We start from the raw sequence: 19,036 nt of genomic DNA on the forward strand, positions 1-19,036 counted from the left end.
GGAGAACGGCCGCAGATGGCTGACCGGATCACGGTCATCGGGTGGGACGGCACGCCGCTGACCGAGGCCGCCGGTGCGGCCCTCGCCGCGGCGACCCTGGTGGCCGGAGCCCCCTATCAACTCAGCGCCCTCCCGGTGCCCGAAGCCGCGGAGCGGATCACCCTCGGCGACGTTCGGCAGGCCGCTCGCCGGATCGCCGAGCACCGCGGCGCCGCCGTCGTGGTCGCCGAGGGCGACCCGGGCTTCTTCGGCGTGGTGCGCACCCTGCGCCGCCCCGAGTACGGCCTCGAACTGGAAGTCCTGCCCGCCGTCTCCTCCGTCGCCACCGCCTTCGCCCGGGCCGGCATGCCCTGGGAGGACGCCCAGGTGGTCAGCGCCCACGGCGGACGGCTGCGCCGCGCGGCCAACATCTGCCGGGCCCACCCCAAGGTGGCGGTGCTCACCGCCCCGGGTGCCGGGCCGGCCGAACTCGCCCTGATGCTGCGCGGGGTGCACCGGACCTTCGTGGTCTGCGAGGCCCTCGGCACCCCCGAGGAGGACGTCACCGTCCTCACCTCCGACCGGATCGCCGACCACGACTGGCGCGACCCCAACGTGGTGCTGGTGATCGGCGGTGGCGCCCAGGCCGCCCCGGTGGACCAGGCGGCCGGCTGGCTCGCCGGGCGCCCGGTCGGCTACCCCGGCGCGGAGCGCGGCTGGGCGCTCCCCGGCGACGCCTACGCGGGCGCCGGGCGCACGGGTGGTGAAACGGGCGCGCCGGACACGCTTCCCGCGCACGTGCGCGCCCTGGTGCTGGCCCGTCTGGGCGCCCGCCCGGGGGACCTGGTCTGGTCGGTCGGCGCGGGCAGCGGCGCCCTCGCGGTGGAGGCGGCCCGGTTCGGCGCCGCCGTCGTCGCGGTCGAGGGATCCCGCTCGGCCTGTGCCCGGCTGGCCGTCAACGCCCGCCGGTACGGCGTCGAGATCGAGGCAGTGTACGGGAGTGGCCCCGAGGTGCTGGGCGGTTTGCCGGAGCCGGACGCGGCGGTGGTGGAGTCCGGCGGGCCGGACGTGGTGCGCGCCGTGCTGGCCCGCAGGCCGGAGCGGTTCGTCGCGCTGGCCCGGACCTTCGCCGAGGCGGAGGAGGTCCGCCGGGCGATCGACGGGGCCGGGTACCGGGCGGACGGCGCGCTGCTCCAGTCGACCCCGCTGGCGTCCGCGGGGGAGGGCAGCGGGCTGGGGCTGGGGTCGGGCGGAACCGGCGCGCTCGTGCTCTGGGGTGAGCAGATCGTGTGAAAACCTCGGGCGCGCGCCGGGGCCGCGCGGTGGTGCGGACGGTTGCGCGGGCGCGGTCCACGCGCGGTGCGGACGGTGATCCAGGTCGCATCCGGACACCGATTCGAGAGGTGACCGCGCCGGGCCGGTAGTGTGACGTCCTGGGCGGCTGCAGCTGTCGGCGACCCACCCGATTCGGTCGGTTTGTCACCTTTTTGACGTGGTGCAACCCGGTTCCGCTCGGAGTGTGGGCAATTCGACGAGCCTCGTGCCGGACCTGGAGAATGCCGTAGGGTCCGGTGCGGTCGTGCCGGTTGCTCCGGGGTGTCGTTGTTTCAGACGATGCGCCGCCCCGTGTGGCGGTGCGCCGGGCCGGGGTGCCGCGGCGCACCGGATGGACTTGGGCCGCAGCGCCATGGCGCGGCGGCCGCGTGTGGTTGAGGGGCGGGTCGGTGCTGGCCCGGCCCGTGCGGATGGGCGCTGCGATCGGATCGTGTCGCCAAGGGCGCGGCAGCGGCCTGGAAGGAGCTTTGACAATGACCGATGGCGGCCACGTCCCGGGCGAGGGACTGCCGGAGCACCTGCACGCCGGGCCCGACCCGCTCGGCGGACCGGAGGGCGTCGCGGGCGTTGCACCCCTGCAGGGCGTCGCGACGGACGGCGGAATGATCCCGAACCCGGCGGCCCCGCTCGGCGGACCGCTCGGCGGGATGCCCCCGGGTGCCGGCGTCATCCCGCCGCAGGGCCAGCCCGGCTACGGCATCCCCGGCGTCCCCGGCGAGGGGTGGGCCGTCGACCAGGGCGCCCAGCGCCCGGCCTTCCACTTCCTCGACCAGCCCGACTCGCCGGACGGCCTGGACGACGATGACGACGTGCTGCTGATGCCCGGCCCGCAGGGCTCCTGGGGCGAGCCGATGGCGTCCGTCCCGGCCGAGCAGATGCCGCTCGCGTCGCAGCAGGACGGCACCCCGCTCGAGCCGTCCTGGCCGCCGGTGGACCCGCCGGCGCTCGGCGCCGAGCACGTCCAGCAGCAGCCCGTCCCGCTGCAGCCGCAGGTGCAGCAGCCGATGACGCAGGCTCAGCCGCGCCGCCCGCTGCACGCCGGCCCGCCGATCCCGGACCCGTCGCTGATGACCGGTCAGGTCCCGGTGCGCTCGCTGGCCGATCGCGGCCCGTCGCAGGGCGGCACGCCCGCGCACGGCATCCCGGTCGTCGGCCGGCCGCCGATGGCCGAGGCCGCGCCGCCCGTCGCGCCGCAGGCCGTTCAGACGCTGGCGGCGCCGCCGGTCGTTCCGCTGGTCCCGGGCACTCCGGTGGCTGACGGTCAGCAGCTGCCGCTCGCCCAGGACGTCCAGCAGGTGCCGCCGGCCTCGCAGCCGGTCGAGTCGATGCTCGCCGTGGAGACGGTCGGGGCGATCGAGGTGATCGAGGTCGTCGAGACGCCGGAGGCCATCCAGGGCGTCCAGCCCGTTCCGGTCCAGGTGGCGCCGGAGTCCGCTGTCGAAGCCGTGGCCGTCGCGCCGCAGGCCGTCGTGGCCGAGCCGGCCGTCGAGCAGGCCCCGGCCGGGGCTCCCGCCGCACCGGTCCCCGCCGACTCCGTCGCCGTCGAGACCGTTGCCGTCGAATCCGTTGCCGTCGAGACCGTGGCTGTCGAGTCCGTGGCCGTCGACGCGTCCGCCGAGCAGGCCGAGGCGACTCCGGCCGGTCCGCAGCGCCGGATCTCCGCCTTCCTCGCCGCGCCCACCCCGCACGGCCTGCCCAAGGTCGAGGCGGCCGGGCAGGCCCCGGTGGCCGAGGCCGCGGCACCGCAGCAGCCCGCGCCCATAGCGGCCGCCGACGTGCCGCAGACCGTCGACGGCGGTGACGCCCTCCAGGTGGCTCCCGTCGGCGAGCCCGGTCAGGGCGGCGAGGGTGCCGAGGCCGTGGCCGTCGCGCCGGAGGCCGCCGTCGAGCCGGCCGCCGAGACCGCCGCCGGCACCGGGGAGATGCCGTCCGGTCAGCCCGTCAACGAGCCCGCCGCCGAGGCCGGGCAGCCGCAGCAGCCGGAGGCCGCGCCGGCCGAGGCCCCGGCGGCGGCGTCCGCCGAGCAGCCCGCCGAGCAGCCCGCGGAGCAGGCCCAGGCGGAGGTCCCGGCCGAATCGGCCGTCGCAGCCGAGGCCGTTGCCGCCCCGGTCGAGACCGCCGCGGAGCCCGTTGCCGAGGCCGAGGCGGCGCAGCCCGCCGTAGCGGTCACGCAGGAGCCGGAGCAGCCCGCCGCCGAGCCGGCCGAGGCCGTTGCCGCCCCGGTCGAGACCGCCGCGGAGCCCGTTGGCGAGCCGGCCGCCGAGTCCGCCGCCGGGTCCGCCGCCGAGGCCGGGCAGCCGCAGCAGCCGGAGGCCGCGCCGGCCGAGGCCCCGGCGGAGGCGTCCGCCGAACCGCTCGCCGAGCAGGCCGAGGTTCCGGCCGAGGCGCCCGCCGCTCCGGCCGAAGCCGCTCCGGCCGAGGTCGCTGTCGCTGTCGCTCCGGCCGAGGCCGCCGAGCAGGCCCCCGAGGCCCCCGCCGCCGAGGAGCCGCAGGCCGCGCAGCCCGCCGACCAGCAGGCGGAGCAGCCGGTGTCCGAGCAGCAGGCCACCGAGGAGCCCGCCGTCGACCCGTCGGCCGCCGAGCAGCCGGTGTCCGGGGACCAGCAGCCCGAGGAGCCGCAGCCCGAGGACCAGCAGCCCGAGGAACCCGCCGAGCCGCGCGGCCCCGCCGCCCCCGGCTACGACGAGCTCGGCCGAGAGGCCGTCCACCAGGTGATCCGCGAGCGCCGCGACGTCCGCAACGGCTTCCGCCCGGACCCGATCCCGCACGAGGTGCTGATCCGCGTCCTGGAGGCGGCCCACACCGCGCCCAGCGTCGGCTACTCGCAGCCCTGGGACTTCGTGGTGATCCGCTCGGGCAAGACCCGCAAGCGGATGCACGCCCTGGCCGAGCGTCAGCGCGAGGCGTACGCGGACTCGCTGCCCAAGGGCCGGGCGAAGCAGTTCAAGGAAATCAAGATCGAGGCCATCCTCGAGACCCCGGTCAACATCGTGGTGACCGCCGACCGCACCCGCGGCGGCCGGCACACCCTGGGCCGGCACACCCAGCCCCAGATGGCTCCGTACTCGGCCGCCCTGGCCGTGGAGAACCTCTGGCTGGCCGCCCGCGCCGAGGGCCTGGGCGTCGGCTGGGTGAGCTTCTTCGACGACGAGCAGCTGGTCCGCGAGCTCGGCCTGCCCGAGCACCTGGAGGTCGTCGCCTACCTGTGCGTCGGCTTCGTCGACTCGTTCCCGGACGAGCCGGAGCTGGAGCAGCAGGGCTGGGCCAAGAAGCGCCCGCTGTCCTGGGTCGTCCACGAGGAGCAGTACGGCAACCGCGCGCTGCCCGGCGAGGAGCCGCAGAGCCTGCTCGCCGAGACCCTGCGCGGCATCCGCCCGCTGGACGCCAAGGCGCTCGGCGAAGCCTGGGACCGGCAGAAGCGGATGACCAAGCCGGCCGGGTCGCTCGGCATGCTGGAGATCATCTCCGCCCAGCTGTCCGGGCTGTCCCGCAAGTGCCCGCCGCCGATCCCGGAGCCCGCCTGCGTGGCGATCTTCGCCGGCGACCACGGCGTGCACGCCCAGGGCGTCAGCCCCTGGCCGCAGGAGGTGACCGCCCAGATGGTCGGAAACTTCCTGGCCGGGGGAGCGGTGATCAACTCCTTCGCCAAGCAGATCGGCACCGAGGTCTGCGTGGTCGACGTGGGCGTGGCCGCCGAGCTGCCGGAGGCCGTCCAGCAGGGCCGGGCCACCGGCCTGCTGCCGCGTAAGGTCCGTCCCGGCACCGCCGACATGACCCAAGGCCCGGCGATGACCCGCGAGGAGGCCCTCAAGGCCATCGAGGTCGGCATCGAGACCGCCCGTGACCTGGTCGCGGCGGGCAACAAGGCGCTGGTCACCGGCGACATGGGCATCGCCAACACGACTGCCTCGGCCGCCCTGATCTCGGTGTTCACCGGTCTGGACCCGGCCGAGGTCACCGGCCGCGGCACCGGCATCGACGACGAGACCCACGCCCGCAAGATCGAGGTGATCCGCGCCGCGCTGGCCCTGCACCAGCCCGACCCGAACGACCCGGTCGGCGTCCTCACCGCCATCGGCGGCCTGGAGCACGCGGCCATCGCCGGCTTCCTGCTCGGCGCCGCCTCGCTGCGCACCCCGGTCGTGCTGGACGGCGTCATCGCCGGTTCGGCCGCCCTGGTTGCCAAGGCGATCGCACCCGAGGTGCTGGCCGCCTGCATCGCCGGCCACCGTTCCGCCGAGCCCGGTCACCAGGCCGCGCTGGCGAAGCTGGGCCTGCGTCCGCTGATCGATCTGGACCTGCGGCTCGGCGAGGGCACCGGCGCCCTGCTGGCCCTGCCGCTGGTGCAGAGCGCGGCCCGGGCGATGCACGATGTAGCCACCTTCGACTCCGCCGGGGTCACCGAGAAGGCCTGACGCGCACCTCGCACCGCTCCGCGGACCGGCCCGAGGGCGCGCCGGCCCGCGGAGCGGCGTCTCGCCGTACCGTCCCCACACCCTCACCCCGATCAGGAGCACCGTCGATGACCGCGCCCACCCCGCACCCGAGCACCGAGGGCCGTACCCCGTACCCGGTCGGCCTGCTGCTGGCCGGCCGCCGTGTCGTCGTGGTCGGTGGCGGCCAGGTCGCCCAGCGGCGGCTGCCCGCCCTGATCGCCTCCGGGGCCGAGCTGCACCTGATATCGCCCGTCACCACCCCGGCCGTCCAGGCGATGGCCGACGCCGGCGAGCTCACCTGGCACGCCCGCCCGTACCGGGACGGCGACCTGGCCGACGCCTGGTACGTCCTGGTCGCCACCGACGACCAGGTCGTCAACACGGCCGTCAGCGCCGAAGCCGAGCGCGGCCGGGTGTTCTGCTCGCGCAGCGACGACGCCTCCGCCGCCTCCGCCTGGACGCCGGCCAGCGGCCGGGACGCGGGCGCCACCGTGGCCGTCCTCACCGGGGACCCGCGCCACTCCGCCGCCCTGCGCGACGCCATCGTGGACGGGCTGCGGGACGGCTCGCTGGCCGCCCGCCAGTACCGCTCGCACGGCGCCGGTGTCGCCCTGGTCGGCGGCGGCCCGGGCGACCCGGACCTGATCACCGTGCGCGGCCGCCGGCTGCTCGCCGACGCCGACGTGGTGGTCGCCGACCGCCTCGCCCCGCGCGAGCTGCTCGCCGAGCTGCCCGAGCACGTCGAGGTGATCGACGCCTCCAAGATCCCGTACGGCCGTTTCATGGCCCAGGAGGCGATCAACCGCACGCTGATCGAGCACGCCAAGGCCGGCAAGTTCGTGGTCCGGCTCAAGGGCGGCGACCCCTACGTCTTCGGCCGCGGCGGCGAGGAGCTGCTGGCCTGCGCGGAGGCCGGCCTGCCGGTCACCGTGGTGCCCGGGATCTCCAGCTCGATCAGCGTCCCCGCCTCGGCCGGGGTCCCGGTCACCCACCGCGGCATGACGCACGAGTTCACGGTCATCTCCGGCCACGTCGGTCCGGACGACGAGCGCTCCCTGACCAACTGGGAGGCCGCCGCGAAGATGAGCGGCACCCTGGTGCTGTTGATGGCCGTGGACAAGATCGGCGCGATCGCCGCCCGGCTGGTCGAGTTCGGCCGCCCGGCGGACACCCCGGTCGCGATCGTCCAGGAGGGCACCACCGCCGCCCAGCGCAGGGTGGACGCCACCCTGGGCACCGTCGCCGCGGTGGTCGAAGCGGAGGGCGTCAAGCCCCCTGCGGTCATCGTCGTCGGCGACGTCGTCAACGTCCTGGCCGCCGCCTTCCAGCGGTAGCCCTGGCCGGAGCGGGAAGTCGGCCCGGCCGACTTCCTACTCCAGCGGCTGCTCCGTCCAGATGACCTTCCCGGTCGCCGTGTAGCGCGTCCCCCAGCGGTCCGCGAACTGCGCGACCAGGAACAGCCCGCGCCCGCCCTCGTCCTCGGTCGCCGCGTACCGCAGGTGCGGCGAGGTGCTGCTGCCGTCCGACACCTCGCAGATCAGCGCGCGGTCCCGCAGCAGCCGCACCCGGATCGGCCCCGAGCCGTAGCGGATCGCGTTGGTCACCAGCTCGCTCAGGATCAGCTCGGTGACGAACGAGGCCTCGTCCAGCCCCCAGGCCTCCAGCCGCCGGGCCACCTCCCCCCGGACGGCACCCACCGCCGCCGGGTCGGACGGCACGTCCCACTCCGCCACCTGGTCCGGCGCGAGCACCCTGGTCTGCGCCACCAGCAGCGCGATGTCGTCCTGCGGATGCGCCGGCAGCATCGCCCCGAGCACGTCCGCGCAGGTCTGCTCGGGCGTGCGCGGCTCGCCGGCCAGTGCCGCACGCAGCAGCTCCAGCCCCTCGTCGATGTCCCGGTCGCGGTCCTCCACCAGTCCGTCCGTGTACAGCACCAGCCGACTGCCCTCCGCCAGCTCCAGCTCGGCGGTCTCGAACGGCAGTCCCGCCAGCCCCAGCGGCGGCCCGGTCGGCAGCTCCGGGAACACCACCCGGCCCTCCGGGTCCACCACGGCCGGGGGCGGGTGACCGGCGGCGGCCAGGGTGCAGCGCCGCGACACCGGGTCGTAGATCGCGTACAGGCAGGTCGCCCCGGTCAGCCCCGCGTTCTCGCCGCTCGCTGCCTCGTCCTGGTCGATCCGGTTCACCAGCTCGTCCAGGTGTCCCAGCAGCTCGTCCGGCGGCAGGTCCAGGGTCGAGAAGTTGTGGATCGCGGTGCGCAGCCGGCCCATCGTCGCCGCCGCGTGCAACCCGTGCCCCACCACGTCACCGACCACCAGGGCCACCCGCGCGCCCGGCAGCGGGATCACGTCGAACCAGTCCCCGCCCACCCCGGCCTGGGCCGGCAGGTAGCGGTGCGCCACGTCCAGCGCGTTCTGCGCCGGCAGGTTGCGCGGGAGCAGGCTGTGCTGCAGCGTCACCGCCATCGCGTGCTCCCGGGTGTAGCGGCGCGCGTTGTCGATGCACACCGCCGCGTGCGACACCAGTTCCTCGGCCAGCGCCAGGTCGTCCGTCTCGAACGGCTCCGCCCGCTGCGCCCGCCAGAACCGGGCCACCCCCAGCAGCACGCCGCGCGCCCGCAGCGGCACCCGCAGCAGCGAGTGCACCCCGTACGCCAGCACCTGCGCCGACCGCTCCGGGTCCTGATCGCGCCACTGCCGGGCCTGTGCCAGGTCCGGTTCCAGACCCGGCTCACCGCTGTGCAGCGCCCCGGCCAGCGGCGTCGCGGGCACCACGTCCAGCACCGTGCCCACCGGGTAGAACGGCGCGTCCTCCCGGACGCCCGTCACCGCCGCCCGTCGCATCCGCCCCAGGGTGGAACCCGTCGGCGGCTCCTCGCCCGCCAGGACCTGCTCCGCGAGGTCGACCGTGACGAAGTCCGCGAACCGCGGCACCGCGACCTGCGCCAGTTCCTCCGCCGTCCGCGTCACGTCCAGCGTGCTGCCCACCGTCACCCCGGCGTCGTACAGCAGCCGCAGCCGCCGCTGCGCGCGCTCGGCCCGGCCGGACAGCGCCAGCAGTTCGGTGGAGTCGCGCAGCGTGGCGACGCAGCCGCCCGCGCCGCCGGGAGCCTGGTCGGTCAGCCGGACGTTCACCGCCAGCAGCCGCTCCCCGGCCAGCACGACCTCGTCGGTCACCTGCCGGTTGGCGGTCAGCAGCTCCAGCGGAACCTGCTCCAGGCCCAGCTCGGTCACCGGACGGCCCTCGGCGTCCGGCGGCAGGTCGAGCAGCCGACGTGCCTCGTCGTTGCAGAGCAGCAGCAGCCCGTCGCCGCCGACGATCATGACGCCCTCGCGCACCGCGTGCAGCACGGCCGCGTGATGCTCGTACATGCGGGTCATCTCGATCGGGCCCAGCCCCCGCGTCTGGCGCCGCAGCCGACGGCTGATCAGCGCCGTCCCGAGCGTGGCCAGCCCGATCGCGCCGGCCGCCGCGCCCAGCACCACCGGCAACTGGCGCTCACTGGCCGTACTGACGTTCGCCAGGGTGACGCCCGCCGAGACCAGCCCGACGACCTGGCCGTCCGGCGCGTACACCGGGACCACGGCCTGCACCAGCGGGCCGAGCGTGCCCGTGATGTGCTCGGTCACCACCTGGCCGTGCAGCGCGGGTTCGTAGGTGCCGACGAACTTCTGGCCGATCCTGGCCGGGTTCGGGTGGGTGTACCGGATGCCCTGGTTGTTCAGGACGACGATGAAGTCCACGCCGGAGCCGATCCGGGCGGACTGCGCCTTCGGCTGCAGGATCGCGCTCGGGTCGGGGGAGCGGAGCGCTTCGACCATGCCCGGCGAGTTGGCGAACGTCTGGGCGACCGAAACCGATCGGTTGCGCGCCTCGTTGTCGGCGTCCCTGTGCGACTGCACCACCAACGCCACCACGGCCGCCGCCACCAGCAGCAGCACGACCAGGATCTGCAGCGCGAACACCTGTCCGGCCACCGAACGGTGCCACACCGGCCACGCCCGCTTCGCGTGCGGCAGCTGTGGCCGACCGTGTGGGCGCCCACCGGAGGGGCCGGCGGAGCCAGTGGCGCCATTGGCCGACGGAGCCCAGGATCGGCCCGGATAACGGGCCATACGGTCATATTTGCACTCCGACTAGCCGGGGACCACCCCGTCCTGTCGGCCGTTTGGCCTTCGCCGCCCCGGCTTGGCAAGATCGCAGGGTGTCCGAACCCAGCACCATCACCGACCCGGCCGACCCCCGCCTCGCCGACTACACCGGCCTCACCGACGTCGAACTGCGCCGCCGCCGCGAACCCGCCGAGGGCCTGTTCATCGCCGAGGGGGAGAAGGTCATCCGCCGAGCCCTCGCCGCCGGCTACCGGATGCGGTCGATGTTGCTCACAGCGAAGTGGCTGGACGTGATGGCCGACGTCATCGCCGAGGCCGACGCCCCGGTCCACGTCGTCGAGCCCGCCCTCGCCGAAACCGTCACCGGCTACCACGTGCACCGCGGCGCCCTCGCCTCGATGGAGCGCAAGCCCCTCCCGGCCGCCGCCGACGTGCTCGCCGGGGCCCGCCGGGTCGCGGTCCTGGAAGGACTGGTCGACCACACCAACCTCGGCGCGGTGTTGCCTTTGGGTCTACGGGAACATGCAGTCCGGCGCGTCGCCGTGTTCGAGGATATCGTCGATCACGCCAACATAGGGGCGGCCTTCAGGAACGCAGCCGCCCTGGGCGTCGACGCGATCTTCCTCACCCCGCGCTGTGCCGATCCCCTCTACCGGCGGTCCGTGAAGGTGTCGATGGGTGCCGTCTTCCAGGTGCCGTGGACTCGCCTGGAGGCCTGGCCGAAGGACATCGAGATCCTGCGTTCCGCAGGCTTCACGATCGCGGCGCTGTGCCTGAGTGACCAGGCGATCACCCTTGGTGAACTCGCTTCGCGGGACGACGAGAAGCTTGCCCTGGTTTTCGGCACGGAGGGCGACGGCCTCGCCGCCAAGACGCTCGCTTCGGTCGACGAGCATGTCCGCATCCCGATGGATGCCGGTGTCGACTCGCTCAACGTCGCAGCGGCCTCGGCGGTGGCTTTCTACGCGACCCAGCCGCGACGAGAGCTGGGCCGGTAGATCACTCAGGGTAACTCCTGGGCTTTTTGCCCTCCTCCGGTCCGGCGGATCACCAGCAATGCAGTGCCGTGGCGCAAGGTTCGGTGCTTCCTCCTTGCCGCGAAGGCTCGCAGGCAGCTTCCAGCCTTCGGGAACTGCTGGAACGTCGACCGGGTCCGAGCCGTTTGAACAGACAGCTCGGAGGCGTTGTGAGACTGTGCGCCACGCGATGAGCTTGGTGGTGGCTGCCGAATTGGGACGGGTTTCGAAGATCCGGCAGGGTTCATGTGCGCGCTCTCTCAACTGGTCGGCGGGCTGTGCCGCGGGTCCGTGGCGGGTGCGCCGGGCTTCCTCGGACGCGGTCACGCGGAACGCGTCGCGGTCGAGCGCCAGCAGCTCCTCGCACTGCTCGGCGCCGAGTCCCGGCGGCGCCGAGCAGGTGCGCACCACGAGCCGCGCACCGGACGCGAGCAGGCCCATCAGCCCGCTCCGGCCGTCCAGTTGGACAGCATGTCCATCTGGAAGTACGGGGCCGTACCGTTCTCCGATTTCCAGGTGAACATCACTTGCGGTTTGGTGATGGCGCAGTATGTGACGACGTCGGCCGGCGGGACGGGCGGAACGGCTCGCGCATCTGCGCGAGGTCGGGACCCTGGCGCTGACCGCATCTCCGATCACCCGGCGAGCCTGCTCCACCTTCGTAACCGCTCCCATTCCGCCTCCGCTCGATGTTGGCCGGGCAGGTGGACGGCTTCGGTCACGACGCCTGCCCCGGAGGAACCGTTGGCCCACGCTGGAAGTCCCGTTCCGGTGGTGCCACCACGCGGTTGACGGTGTGTCATAAACCGGCACCATTGACCGCATCAGAAGCGATACGAACTGGTCCGGTCACGAACCCGCACGTAGAGTGCACGAAGGCCGTCATTCAGATGGCACACAGAAGGCACACAGGGTGGGGACCATGGCCGAGGGTACGGGCTACGCGATCCAGGCAGGCGGAGCCGAGGGGCAGGCGAAGGCGCTGGACAAGGCGTCCCTGGACCAGGACAAGATATGCGCGGCGACCATCGACCCCGTCAACCTCGCCGAGAACGTGTACGGCGGTGAGGATGCCGACCCGGCGTACCAGAACTTCCGCAACGCATGGCAGTCCGAGACCACAGTGATCCAGGGAGCCCTGAGCGAGCTGGCGCTCAAGGTACGCCTTTCCTCGCACAACTACCAGAAGGCCGAGAGCGCTGCGGTGGCCGGCCTCCGGGAGGCGGCCTCCGGCGGCGACTACCGCCCCTTCGGCTGAACATGGCACCAGGGGGATCAGGGGGGCTGACAAACCGGCATGGCAAAGGAATCCACTACTCAGCGCTGTAAGGCGCTGGGCGACCGACTGAAGGACGCCCGCGAGGCGGACTCCAAGAACGACCTCATCGACGCGATCAAGGGCGCCCTCGCCGTCCACGCGCCGCTCGGATCCCCGAGCGCCATCGAGGCCGCCGGAAACCGTTTCAAGAAGGCGGCCGCCGACTCGGGCCATCTCCATCAGGATGTCGTGAAGATCACCGACTCCGGTCTACCGGACGTCTGGACCGGCAACACCGGCGCGAAGGCGGCCGAGGTGGTGGGCGCCGCGGGCCGTGCACTCGACCGCCAGACCACGGCGCTCCACAACGGCGGGATCGCTCTGCACAGCCTCGCCGACGCGCTGAGTGCCGCCCAGAGCCAGGACAGCACCGCACGCTCCGAACTCCAGCAGGTGCTGAGCTCACTCGGCGGGAGGGAGGGCTTGCTCGACGAGTGGTTCGAGGACGATGACGACGAGGCCAAGCGCAAGAAGGCGCAGCAGGCCGCCATACCGCATGTCGAGTCGATGCTCGACGCCGCCAAGAAGGCCGACGAGGCGGCCCGGGCGGCGGCCCGTGACCTCAACAAGCTGGCGTCCGAGGCCCGGGCCGGCAAGTTGCCCGTGGTCAACGGGGTCACCTCCGCCGACAAGCTGATGCTGGCCGAGACCTCTGGCCCGGACGGCCCGACCGAGCTGAACGAGCTGCTGACCGCCAACGATATGAATCGGTCCGGCGAGTACCTGAACAAGATGAACGACAAGGACCGGGCGGACTTCGAGAAGCTGCTCGCTGCCTCCGGTTCCCCGCAGGAGCGCGCCTACCTGATGAAGGCGCTGGCGGCCGGTCACAGCCTGGACGAGATCCGCACCTTCCAGAACAAGATCCACGGCAAGACCCCGGAGTGGCTGCGTACGCACCTGACGCCCGTCTACACCAGGAGCGAGGACAAATCCAGCGGCGGAGTCAATGACGACGGCTCCAACAGGAACACGGACACGGTGAACTTCGGCACCGGCGTATGGAGGCAGAAGATCGGCGAAAACGCTGGTGAGAATACCTGCGTTGCCTCCTCCACCGTCACCGCCCGGGCGATGGTCGACCCGCTCTACGCATTGGACCTGACCGGCGGCCCGTCCGGCCAGGAGAATGACCCTGCGGCGTTCCAGAAGCGACTGTTGGACGAGGAGCACCGTGTACATGCGGAGGGCCACGGTAACGAGAAGGGCATGGAGGCGAACGGCAAGGGGCAGGTGCTGGAGAAGGAGGTCAGCCCGCATACCGGCGCCGACTTCGACTACAAGAAGCTGCCGGACGACAACGCCCGGCGTGAGATCCTGCCGGACATCGAGAAGGCGGTCGCCGACGGCAAGCCGGTCCCGATCGGTATCGAGGGCCACGACAAGGACGGCAAGCGCGAGGGCCACGCCCTGCTGATCGTCGGTCAGGAGGGCAACATGCTGCAGGTCTATAACCCCTGGGGCTTCACCACCTGGGTCAGCGAGGACGATTTCATCAACGGTCACATGGACCGGGCAGCGGATAACCGGGTGCCAACCGCCTACGCCGTCCACCTGCCGAGGTGACCAGACCGATGAAGGCAGTCACGAAGACACTGCTGCGGGTGGTGGCGCTGTCGGTCGTACTGGTGGCGGGCCTGACGGCCTGCGGGTCGGACGGGCCGGACCGCGGCCGGGTGCTTCGAGCGGACGAGCGCGCGGTGAGCCTCGCCGTCGGCCAGCGCTTCTCGATCGCCGTCTGGGACAATGCCTCGGATGGCGACTACTGGAACATTGTCGACCCGAAGCCGGACGCCGCCGTCGTGACCAACGTCGGCGAGGTGCACGACCTCCCAGAAGAGTCGAAGACCGCAGACGGTGCCGGCGGCACCCGCTATTACACCTTCAAGGCCAACGGCAGCGGGACCACCACCATCACCCTCTTCAACTGCTATCGCACACTCTGCAACCACCCGAAACTCGGCGACGACGAGAGCAGGAAACGGGTCGTGCGCAACACCTACACGGTGACCGTCCGATGACCACCAACGACCGCTTTCGCCCCAAGACGGACGACGAGCTGCGACAGCTCGACGTGCCCGCTATGCTCCGCTACGGCCTGGCCTTCGCCGGCCCCCACCGGACGACCCTCTTCGGTGAGGGCGCCATCGCCGCGGCGCTGGCCGCCGACGGGCTGGGGGTGGTCCCCCGCTCGCTCGTGTTCCTCGCCGAGGTGGTGCGTGCCGGTGGCGCCCGCTGTGCCGCCGACCTCGCCGAGCCGCTGCCCGGCGAGGAGCCGACCCGGCTCGCCCGCGAGTGGTTGAGCTCGGCCACCACCATCGTCACCACCACCGACGGCGACCAGCTGCTCGCCCGGTGGCTGGTGGCCGTCGCGGAGATCCTGGGTATGCGTCGGGATGTCCGCTCCGGCCCGGCGAACGGGACGAGCTGAACCGGAAGCAGGCGCGGTCAGAGGGTCCGGCGGCAGCGTGACACACCCCCTGCAGACGCGCGGTGAACGGGGCGTGCTCGGCCGCGGTGGCGCCCAGCAGCGGGAGCGCGGGCCCGAAGTCCGACTCCGAGACGAAGCTGAACAGCACGTTGACGTGCAGCGGCCAGCGGCGGATCTGCGGATCGTGCTCCTCCCGGATCCGCTGGACGGCCTGCCACAGTTCCGTCGGTGGCAACCAAGCGCCGTCCGGGGTGTCGGTCCGACGTCCAGGACCCCCGGAACGTAGATCGGGCGTCTGTCCACCCCTCCATGGTGACCGCTCCTGCGGGCCCGAAGCCGCGCGCGGGGCCGGGGCGGTATCGGGTCGCGAGGCATGCCGCAGAGGGTCCGCCGAAGCCGGCGGCGCACCGCAAGAGCGCACGATGGGCGGCGCGATCTTCCGCAGCGCCGCCGCCCTCGGCATGGACGCCGTCCTGCTCTCGCCGGACTGCGCCGACCCGCTCTACCGGCGCGCCGTCAAGGTCTCCATGGGCGCCGTCTTCGCGGTCCCGTACGCCCGCCTCGACCCCTGGCCCGCCGGCCTCGCCACGGTCCGTGCCGCCGGCTTCACCCTGCTCGCCCTCACCCCCGCCGACAACGCCGTCGACCTCGCCGGCCTCGCCCCGCACGGCCTCCCCAAGGCCGCCCTCATGCTCGGCGCCGAAGGCGACGGCCTCACCCCCCAGGCCATCGCCGCCGCCCACCACCCCGTCCGCATCCCCATGGCCCACGGCATCGACTCCCTCAACGTCGGCGCCGCCGCAGCCGTCGTCTTCTACGCCGTCACCACCCCCGCCTCCTGACCCGGCGCGCCAGGGGACGGCCGCTCCGACGTCCCGCGCGCCCGCACTGCCCCCGCTGCACGGAACGTCGGCCCGCCGGACCGCTCCGGCACCGGCGGCCCCGAAGCCCCTCGGGCGTCGCCCCCACCGGAGCCGGCGCCCGACCATCCGAGAAGTCGGCCCACCCGACGTCCCGCGCCCGCAGTGCCCCCCGCCGCAGGGAAGGTCGGCCGATCAGACGACCCGCGCGGGGCCTCACCCGGGCCGCCGGTGGCCCTCAGGGTCCGCGGTGAACCCTCCTCCTGCAGAGTTCGTGCCGGGAGAAGGCCCGTGCGCCGCAGGAAGTCGGCCGGATCGACTTCCGGTACCGACGGCCCCGAAGCCACCTCGACGCCGTCCTCACCGGAGCCGGCGCCCGACCATCCGAGAAGTCGGCCCACCCGACGTCCCGCGCCGCCCGTCCGTACCGGCGCACCGGGTCGCACTCTCGGTGCTCCGGATTTCTGTCCGTCCGGGCCCTCGTGCACCTGTCCCGCACGGGGCATCGCTCGCTCGTCGGCTTCCGGCCAGGCGCACGAGAAGTCGGCCGGCCCGACGTCCGGCGCCGCACCGGGCCTGTCGGCCCGCCCGGGTCAGTTCGCCAGGGCCGTGGGCGGGGCCGGGGCGGCCGCGGGGGGCGGCGTGGGGCCGCTGGGGGCGCCGGGCCAGGACTCGTCGAGGGTGCCGTCGGCGCGGACGGTGTAGCGGGTGGTGGTGACGGCGCCGACGGTGGTGCGCTCCTCGCGGACGACCGTGCTGCCGTCCAGCCGCCAGGCCGCCGTCGCCTGCGGGTCCGCCGCCGAGGTGCGGGAGGCGGCGGCGACCGGGGAGTCCCCGGCGAAGGTGTAGAGCTGGACGAGGTCGACCGGTGCCGACCCCTCCGCCCGTCGCAGGACGACGACCGAGGCCGGCAGGCCCTTGTACCGGGCCGGGAGCACCGCGCTCAGCGCGACCTGGGGCCCGGCTCCGGCCGAGTGCCCGTCCTTCAGGGCGACGGCGGGCCCGCCGGCCCCGTCGGGGTAGCTGCGGTTCGGCCAGTCGACGGCCGGCACCGGCCCCTGCGGGGCGCCCAGGGCGCCGTCCGCGCCGCCGCGGGCGGTCGCCGGGAGCGGTGCGGTCGGCGCCTGCGGGGCGACGTCCACCGACGAGTCCGGCACCGACAGTTCGCCGCCGCCGGTACGGGCGCCAGTGGCCGCGACCGCCCCGGTCGGCGGCCTCAGACCTTGGTTGTCCCGGTTCTCGCACCCCTGTGCCGCCGCGATGGCCAGCGCGACGCCGATGGTCACGGTGACGAAGACGACGAGCCGCTGACGCAGCAGCCGCTGGCGCGCGGTGCCGGGTCGTCCGCCGGGGGCGGGGGTGTGCTGGCGGTCGCGGGGGCGCACCCGGTCGCGGGGGCCGGGCCGGGCCGGCGGAGGTGTCTGCGGGCGGTCCGGACGTGCCCGCAGCGGGCGGGTGACGGGTGTCGGCTCGGGCCGGGGGAGCGGCGCGGAGGCCCCGTGCGGGCGCCGTCCCGCAGGTCCGGCGCCCTGGCCGCCCGGGCGGCCCGCCGCGGCCCGGGCCCGCGCCTCGGCGGGCGGCTCGGCGGGGCGGCCGGGCGCCGGGACGCCCTGCCGGGCGCCGTCCTGCGGGGCGGGAGCGGCCGCTGCGCGACCGGGGCGTGCCGTGCGCGGGCCGGCGCCGGCGGTGCCGCGCGCCGCGAGTTCGCTGAGCCGCTCGTGCAGTGCGGCCGCGCCGGGCCGCTCGGCGGGTTCCTTGGCGAGGCAGGCGCGGATCAGCGGTGCCAGTTGCGGCGGCACCGCCGACAGGTCGGGCTCCTCGTGGACGACGCGGTACAGCATCACCTCGGAGGACGCCCCCGAGCCGAAGGGGGTGTCCCCGGTGAGCGCGTAGGCGAGGGTGGCTCCGAAGGCGAAGACGTCGGTGGCGGGTGTGACGGCGGCTCCGCGCACCTGTTCGGGCGCGAGGAAGCCGGGGGAGCCGACGGCGGTGCCGACGTGGGTGAGCGTGCTGGCGCCGCGTGACCACGCGATGCCGAAGTCGATGATCCGCGGGCCCCGCGGGGAGAGCAGGATGTTGGACGGCTTGAGGTCCCGGTGGACGACCCCGGCCTCGTGCACCTTGACCAGTCCGTCGGCGAGCGCGGCCCCGATCCGGGCGGCGTCGGCCCAGTTCAGCGGTCCCTCGTCGCCGACCTGCTTGTAGAGCGAGGGCCCGGGCACGTACGCGGTGGCCAGCCAGGGCCGGTCGGCTTCGATGTCCGAGCCGACCACGCGGGCGGTGCAGCCGCCGCGGATCCGGGAGGCGGCGGCGATCTCGCGGGCGAAGCGGGTGCGGAACTCCTGGTCCTCGGCGAGTTCGGCGCGGATCAGCTTGAGCGCGACGCGCTGCCCGCGGCGGTCGGACCCGAGGTAGACCACGCCCATGCCGCCGGCGCCCAGTCGCCGGTGCAGGCGGTACGGCCCGACGATGCGGGGGTCCTCACGCCTCAGCCGCATCATCGCCATGTTCCGTTCCCCGTCAGCCTGTGGTTGAGGCCCCGTCGGTTGGGCCGTCGTCAGTTCCTGTCTGGCACAGCTTACGGACTGCCTGCTGCGGTGTGCTGATACGCAACACCTCCAGCGGCCGTGCGATTGTCTGATCTTGCGTTGACCCGCAGGTCACAGGGGTGCCGGATCGGCTCTCGGGGTTACCCCTCAGGGTTCCCCCGGGGGTCGGGTCAGCCCTGCCTCCCCCTGCGGTAGTAGGCCCCGAGTCCGGGCGTCATCCTCCGGGACGTCCGAGGAACGGTACGACGGCATGACGCCCGCAGGGCCCCCGACCAATAGCGTTGTGTTCAGCGGTGGACGGGGAGCTCGTCCCCCGAGGTAAGCCGTTCACCGCGCCAACTCGACCGGATCAGGAGCAAGGGCATGGCACCGCAGCTCACGGGAACCCCCCGCCGCCGTCGGCAGGCCTTCGTCCAGTCCCGGTCGACCGCCGAGCAGCCCACGCGGCACCCCGCGGTGGCGCTGGCCATGGCCCTGCCGTGCGCCGTGCTCCTGGTGCTGCTCTTCGGCGGGTGGGACCAGATGGCGAACCAGGCGCAGGCCGTCGCCGATCTGATCAGCCGCTGAGGAGCACCTGAGAAGGACGCCGTCCCCTAGGGGGCGGCCACAGAAACGGGCACCGGTCCCCTGGGGACGGGGAGCGGTGCCGCCGGGGAGGCCGCGGCCGCGATCACACGCGGACGGGCGTGTGCGGTGCGCAGAGCGCCCCGGCAGGCGGAGACGCCGCGTACGGACGTCGGTGAGGGCGTCCGTACGCGGCTCTTCTCTTTTCCGGGCCTTACGCGTCTCCGGATCTCCGGGCCGAGGGCCGAGGGCCGCGGTAGGCCGGTGCCGGTGCCCGTGTCGGCGAACGCAAAAGACCGAGGCCGCGATCCTCTCGGAACGCGGCCCCGGCCGTTACTGTGCGCGATACTGGGATTGAACCAGTGACCCCTACCGTGTCAAGGTAGTGCTCTCCCGCTGAGCTAATCGCGCCTGGTGTGGCGGTCCTGCAGCAGAC

At 73.8% G+C, this 19,036-nt stretch carries 11 protein-coding genes, 1 tRNA gene and 2 pseudogenes; 10 read left to right on the plus strand and 4 right to left on the minus strand.

Annotated features, from left to right (window positions below; all coding sequences use genetic code 11):
- Positions 1-15 precede the first annotated feature (15 nt).
- The 3 genes from cbiE to cobA all read left to right on the plus strand — a co-directional run bounded on the left by cbiE (position 16) and on the right by cobA (position 7,084).
- Positions 16-1,272 (plus strand): precorrin-6y C5,15-methyltransferase (decarboxylating) subunit CbiE, encoded by a 1,257-nt coding sequence (cbiE, locus tag AB0D10_RS37460; RefSeq protein WP_360264646.1) that lies wholly within the window; start codon positions 16-18, stop codon positions 1,270-1,272.
- Positions 1,273-1,787: 515 nt separating this feature from the next.
- On the plus strand, positions 1,788-5,729 hold the full coding sequence (gene cobT, locus AB0D10_RS37465; protein ID WP_360264649.1) for a nicotinate-nucleotide--dimethylbenzimidazole phosphoribosyltransferase: 3,942 nt from the start codon (positions 1,788-1,790) through the stop codon (positions 5,727-5,729).
- Positions 5,730-5,836: 107 nt separating this feature from the next.
- The gene (gene cobA, locus AB0D10_RS37470; protein ID WP_360264652.1) at positions 5,837-7,084 is read left to right on the plus strand and encodes a uroporphyrinogen-III C-methyltransferase; all 1,248 of its coding nucleotides are present in this window, start codon (positions 5,837-5,839) and stop codon (positions 7,082-7,084) included.
- A gap of 36 nt (positions 7,085-7,120) precedes the next feature.
- Here cobA and AB0D10_RS37475 read toward each other — a convergent pair whose 3' ends face one another.
- Complete coding sequence (locus tag AB0D10_RS37475) at positions 7,121-9,865, minus strand: SpoIIE family protein phosphatase (RefSeq protein WP_360264655.1); 2,745 nt, start codon at positions 9,863-9,865, stop codon at positions 7,121-7,123.
- Between the two features lie 89 nt (positions 9,866-9,954).
- Here AB0D10_RS37475 and AB0D10_RS37480 point away from each other — a divergent pair, with 89 nt between their 5' ends.
- The 5 genes from AB0D10_RS37480 (at position 9,955) to AB0D10_RS37500 (ending at position 14,627) form a co-directional block, all read left to right on the plus strand.
- A complete protein-coding gene (locus AB0D10_RS37480) occupies positions 9,955-10,860 on the plus strand; it encodes an RNA methyltransferase (protein ID WP_360264703.1) in 906 nt (301 codons plus the stop codon).
- Between the two features lie 940 nt (positions 10,861-11,800).
- Positions 11,801-12,136: a hypothetical protein gene (locus AB0D10_RS37485; protein WP_360264657.1), complete on the plus strand. Its 336-nt coding sequence runs from the start codon at positions 11,801-11,803 to the stop codon at positions 12,134-12,136.
- Between the two features lie 39 nt (positions 12,137-12,175).
- The gene (locus AB0D10_RS37490; RefSeq protein WP_360264659.1) at positions 12,176-13,762 is read left to right on the plus strand and encodes a peptidoglycan-binding protein; all 1,587 of its coding nucleotides are present in this window, start codon (positions 12,176-12,178) and stop codon (positions 13,760-13,762) included.
- An 8-nt stretch (positions 13,763-13,770) separates the two neighbouring features.
- Complete coding sequence (locus AB0D10_RS37495; protein ID WP_360264662.1) at positions 13,771-14,217, plus strand: protease inhibitor I42 family protein; 447 nt, start codon at positions 13,771-13,773, stop codon at positions 14,215-14,217.
- Complete coding sequence (locus AB0D10_RS37500; protein WP_360264665.1) at positions 14,214-14,627, plus strand: hypothetical protein; 414 nt, start codon at positions 14,214-14,216, stop codon at positions 14,625-14,627. The genes AB0D10_RS37495 and AB0D10_RS37500 overlap by 4 nt, the downstream gene beginning before the upstream one ends.
- On the opposite strand, the gene AB0D10_RS37505 is transcribed toward AB0D10_RS37500, so the two are convergent.
- The gene (locus AB0D10_RS37505; RefSeq protein WP_360264667.1) at positions 14,518-15,090 is read right to left on the minus strand and encodes a 2'-5' RNA ligase family protein; all 573 of its coding nucleotides are present in this window, start codon (positions 15,088-15,090) and stop codon (positions 14,518-14,520) included. The two genes, AB0D10_RS37500 and AB0D10_RS37505, sit on opposite strands and share 110 nt — an antisense overlap.
- Here AB0D10_RS37505 and AB0D10_RS37510 point away from each other — a divergent pair.
- Positions 15,056-15,469: pseudogene (locus AB0D10_RS37510) on the plus strand (RNA methyltransferase); the annotation flags it as partial. The gene AB0D10_RS37505 and the pseudogene AB0D10_RS37510 sit on opposite strands and share 35 nt — an antisense overlap.
- 1,256 nt (positions 15,470-16,725) lie before the next feature.
- Here AB0D10_RS37510 and AB0D10_RS37515 read toward each other — a convergent pair.
- Positions 16,726-17,994 (minus strand): annotated as a pseudogene (locus AB0D10_RS37515) (serine/threonine-protein kinase); the annotation flags it as partial.
- 405 nt (positions 17,995-18,399) lie between these two features.
- Here AB0D10_RS37515 and AB0D10_RS37520 point away from each other — a divergent pair.
- Complete coding sequence (locus tag AB0D10_RS37520) at positions 18,400-18,603, plus strand: hypothetical protein (RefSeq protein WP_360264670.1); 204 nt, start codon at positions 18,400-18,402, stop codon at positions 18,601-18,603.
- Between the two features lie 336 nt (positions 18,604-18,939).
- Here AB0D10_RS37520 and AB0D10_RS37525 read toward each other — a convergent pair.
- A tRNA-Val gene (locus tag AB0D10_RS37525) sits at positions 18,940-19,011 on the minus strand.
- Positions 19,012-19,036 lie beyond the last annotated feature (25 nt).

Origin of the sequence: Kitasatospora sp. NPDC048545 (genome assembly GCF_040651155.1) — a bacterium.
Classification (GTDB): Bacteria; Actinomycetota; Actinomycetes; order Streptomycetales; family Streptomycetaceae; genus Kitasatospora.

Excerpts from the sequence above, each read along its gene's own strand:
- cbiE (WP_360264646.1), top strand. The coding sequence starts at position 16 with ATGGCTGACCGGATCACGGTCATCGGGTGGGACGGCACGCCGCTGACC.
- cobT (WP_360264649.1), top strand. The coding sequence starts at position 1,788 with ATGACCGATGGCGGCCACGTCCCGGGCGAGGGACTGCCGGAGCACCTG.
- cobA (WP_360264652.1), top strand. The coding sequence starts at position 5,837 with ATGACCGCGCCCACCCCGCACCCGAGCACCGAGGGCCGTACCCCGTAC.
- AB0D10_RS37475 (WP_360264655.1), bottom strand. The coding sequence starts at position 9,865 with ATGGCCCGTTATCCGGGCCGATCCTGGGCTCCGTCGGCCAATGGCGCC.
- AB0D10_RS37485 (WP_360264657.1), top strand. The coding sequence starts at position 11,801 with ATGGCCGAGGGTACGGGCTACGCGATCCAGGCAGGCGGAGCCGAGGGG.
- AB0D10_RS37490 (WP_360264659.1), top strand. The coding sequence starts at position 12,176 with ATGGCAAAGGAATCCACTACTCAGCGCTGTAAGGCGCTGGGCGACCGA.
- AB0D10_RS37495 (WP_360264662.1), top strand. The coding sequence starts at position 13,771 with ATGAAGGCAGTCACGAAGACACTGCTGCGGGTGGTGGCGCTGTCGGTC.
- AB0D10_RS37500 (WP_360264665.1), top strand. The coding sequence starts at position 14,214 with ATGACCACCAACGACCGCTTTCGCCCCAAGACGGACGACGAGCTGCGA.
- AB0D10_RS37505 (WP_360264667.1), bottom strand. The coding sequence starts at position 15,090 with ATGCCGAGGGCGGCGGCGCTGCGGAAGATCGCGCCGCCCATCGTGCGC.
- AB0D10_RS37520 (WP_360264670.1), top strand. The coding sequence starts at position 18,400 with ATGGCACCGCAGCTCACGGGAACCCCCCGCCGCCGTCGGCAGGCCTTC.